The sequence below is a fragment of the Oscillochloris sp. ZM17-4 genome (genome assembly GCF_019599295.1).
In the GTDB taxonomy this organism is placed as follows: domain Bacteria; phylum Chloroflexota; class Chloroflexia; order Chloroflexales; family Chloroflexaceae; genus Oscillochloris.
Genome location: NZ_JAIEWN010000056.1, coordinates 12,599 through 16,092 on the forward strand (window position 1 = coordinate 12,599; position 3,494 = coordinate 16,092).

A 3,494-nucleotide genomic window follows, 5' to 3' on the forward strand; every position below is an offset into this window, starting at 1 on the left:
TTTACAGTTCCGTCATGGCCATCACCCCCCTGGTGGAGACGTTGCCTCAGCCCTGGGCCCCAGACGTGCGCAGATCACGGCGCCTCGCCGCGCTATGCTACAATCAACCACCGGTAAGCAGCGTAACGTGGAAGGAGGCGCCAATGCGTGTGACGATCCTTGAGATCCAGAAGATGAAGGAACGCGGCGAGCGCATCCCGATGATCACCGCCTACGACTACACCTCCGCCCAGATCGCCGACCGGGCCGGCGTGCCGCTGATCCTCGTGGGCGACTCGCTGGGTATGGTGGTGCTCGGCCACAGCTCGACTGTGCCCGTGACCCTCGACGAGATGCTGCACCACATCAGGGCTGTCGTGCGCGGCAGCCAGCGCTCCCTGGTGATCGGCGACCTGCCCTTCCTCACCTACACCAGCGTCGAGCAGGCGGTGGCCAGCGCCGGCCGGGTGATGCAGGAGGCGGGCTCCCAGGCCGTCAAGCTGGAGGGCGGGGCCGCCGCCGCCCCCGTCATCGCCCGGCTGGTCGAGCTGGGTATCCCGGTGATGGGCCACATCGGATTCACGCCGCAGTCGGTCAACCAGATCGGCACGCGGGTGCAGGGGCGGCAGGCCGCCGCCGCCGCGCAGCTGGTCGCCGACGCCCTGGCCGTCGAGGCCGCCGGGGCCTTCGCGGTCGTGCTGGAGCTCATCCCGGCCGAGCTGGCCGCCGCGATCACCGCGCGCCTGCGCATCCCGACGATCGGGATCGGCGCGGGGGCGGGCTGCGCCGGGCAGGTGCAGGTCTGGCACGACATGCTCGGCCTCTACAGCGACTTCCTGCCGCGCCACGCCAAGCGCTACGCCAGCCTGGCCGAGCAGATCGGCCAGGCGGTGTCCGCCTACGCCGCCGAGGTGCGCGACGGAGCCTTCCCCGGCCCCGAGCACAGCGCGGCCATGCCCGCGGAGGCGCTGCGCGCCGCCCTCGATCAGGCCGACGACAGGTGATCGCCGGGCCTGTGGCCCCCGGCCAAGCGCGGTGAGGGTGTGGGAGAGCTTCGCTCTCCCACAAAAAAACCTGATTGTGCTGCGGCGCGGCTACGCCGCGCCGCAGCACAATCAGTGCAGTATGTGCCCGCTGGGCACACGCAACATAGGTTTTAGGGCGACAGCCCTCATGGTGAACCCAATGGACGTGATCACAACAGTCGAGGGGCTCCGCGCGGCGCGGGCCGGCCTCGGCCAGCTCGGCCTCGTGCCCACCATGGGCTACCTGCACGAGGGCCACCTCAGCCTGGTGCGCCAGGCCCGCCGGGAGTGCGGCGCGGCGGCGGCCAGCATCTTCGTCAACCCCACCCAGTTCGGCCCCAGCGAGGACTTCACGCGCTACCCGCGCGACCTGGAGCGCGACCTGCGCCTGCTTGAGGCCGAGGGCGTGGCCCTCGTGTTCGTGCCCGAGGTCGCCGAGATGTACCCCGAGGGATTCGGCACGGCGGTGGTGCTGCCCGCCGCCGACGAGGTGCTGGAGGGCGCGGCCCGCCCCGACCACTTCCGCGGCGTGGCCACGGTGGTCTGCAAGCTGCTCAACATCGTGCAGCCAACCCGGGCCTACTTCGGCCAGAAGGACGCCCAGCAGACGGTCGTCGTGCGCCAGATGGTTCGCGACCTGAACATGCCCACGCAGATCGTCGTCGCGCCGACGGTGCGCGAGGCCGACGGGCTGGCGATGAGCAGCCGCAACAGCTACCTGACGCCCGAGCAGCGCGCGGCGGCCCCGGCGCTCTACCGGGCGCTGACGGCGGCGAGCGGGCTGCTGGCGGACGGCGAGCGGCGCGGGGACGCGCTGCGCCAGGCCATGGCCGAGGTGCTGGCCGGCGAGCCGCTGGCCCGCCCCGAGTACGTCAGCGCCGCCGACCCGCTGACCCTGCGCGAGCTCGACGCGGTCGGCCCGCGCGGCGCGCTGCTCTCGCTGGCCGTGCGCGTCGGCCAGGTGCGCCTGATCGACAACCTGCTGGTGGAGTAAGGGCGCAGCGGCGCGACGCTGCTGCGCCCCTACGGCCGGGCGCGCCGCGACGCGCCCTACGCCTGCACGGCGGCGATCGACTCGCCGATGATCTGCACGATCTGGTCGATCTGCTCGGCGCTGGTGGTCAGCGGCGGCGCAAGCACGATCGTGTCGCCGACGATGCGGGTGTGCAGCCCGCGGGCCATCATCTCGCTGCTCACGCGGACGCCGACGTTGGCCGAGGCCGGGAAGGGCTCCTTGGTGTCCTTGTTGGCCACCAGCTCGACGGCGGCCATCATGCCCTTGCCGCGCACGTTGCCCACTGTGGGCATCTCCTCAAGCTCCTGGAGGCCGGCCAGCATACGCGCGCCGCTGACGGCGGCCTGGGCCACCAGGCCCTCGCGCTCGATGATCGCGATGTTCGCCAGGGCCACGGCGCAGCATGTCGGGTGGCCCGAGTAGGTGAAGGCGTGCATCCAGCGCTTGTCGGGGGCCACCGTGTCGATCGTCTGGCTGATCTCGTCCGAGACGCCGATGCCGCCCAGCGGCACGTAGCCCGAGGTGATGCCCTTGGCGAACTGGGCGATGTCCGGCTCGATCCCGTAGTGCTCCAGGCCGAACCAGGTGCCGGTGCGCCCGAAGCCGGTGATCACCTCGTCGGAGATCAGCAGCACCTCGTACTGGTCGCAGATCTCGCGGATGCGGGCGAAGTAGTCGTCCTGGGGCGGGATGACCCCGCCGGCGCCCTGGATGGGCTCGGCGATGAAGCCGGCCACCGTGTCGGCGCCCTCGCGCAGGATGGCCTCCTCCAGCAGGTTGGCCGCCGCGACGCCGTCGCTCAGCTCGGGCGTCTTGTTCACAAAGCGGTAGGGGTAGGGCGACTCGATGTGCGAGAAGCCGGGCACGCGCGGCTCGAACATCGGCCAGTAGGCCGGCAGCCCGGTGGCGCTCATGGCCGCCAGCGTCACGCCGTGGTAGCCCTTCATGCGCGAGATAAACTTGACCTTGCCGGGCTTGCCCTTGGCCTTCCAGTAGAAGCGGGCCGTCTTGATCGAGCTCTCGGTGCTCTCCGCGCCGCCGCTGGTGAAGAAGAAGGTGTTGATGCTCGGGTAGAAGATCTGGCTGAGCTTCTCGGCCAGCTGGATGGCCGGCAGGTTCGTCGAGCCGGTGTAGGCCGAGTAGTAGGCCATCTGCTTCATCTGGGCGAAGGCGGCCTCGGCCAGCTCCTCGCGGCCGTGGCCCACGTTCACGTTCCAGAGGGCGCTCAGGCCGTCTAGGTACTCGTTGCCGTTGATGTCCTTGACCACCGACCCTTTCGCCTCAACCCAGATCTTGGGCGCCTGGTGGGCGCTGGGGTGGAAGAGCGGGTGGATCATGTGCTCCAGGTCCGATTGGACGAGATCGTTCTCGGTGGTCACAAAAAGCCTCCTACGTGAGGCCACATGGCCTCGATGCGGCGCGGCAATCATCGGTGAGGTAGCTGGGATTCTCGCGTAGTCTAGTATAGATCGGTG

At 70.0% G+C, this 3,494-nt stretch carries 3 protein-coding genes; 2 read left to right on the forward strand and 1 reads right to left on the reverse strand.

Features of this window, described 5'->3' with window-relative positions; all coding sequences use genetic code 11:
* Nucleotides 1-143 precede the first annotated feature (143 nt).
* Nucleotides 144-983, forward strand: coding sequence for a 3-methyl-2-oxobutanoate hydroxymethyltransferase (gene panB / locus K2Z83_RS24795; RefSeq protein ID WP_220597859.1), 840 nt, complete (start codon nucleotides 144-146; stop codon nucleotides 981-983).
* A gap of 181 nt (nucleotides 984-1,164) precedes the next feature.
* The gene (gene panC / locus K2Z83_RS24800) at nucleotides 1,165-1,998 is read left to right on the forward strand and encodes a pantoate--beta-alanine ligase (protein ID WP_220597860.1); all 834 of its coding nucleotides are present in this window, start codon (nucleotides 1,165-1,167) and stop codon (nucleotides 1,996-1,998) included.
* A gap of 56 nt (nucleotides 1,999-2,054) precedes the next feature.
* On the opposite strand, the gene K2Z83_RS24805 is transcribed toward panC, so the two are convergent.
* A complete protein-coding gene (locus K2Z83_RS24805) occupies nucleotides 2,055-3,356 on the reverse strand; it encodes an aspartate aminotransferase family protein (RefSeq protein WP_255604489.1) in 1,302 nt (433 codons plus the stop codon).
* Between the last annotated feature and the right edge of the window lie 138 nt (nucleotides 3,357-3,494).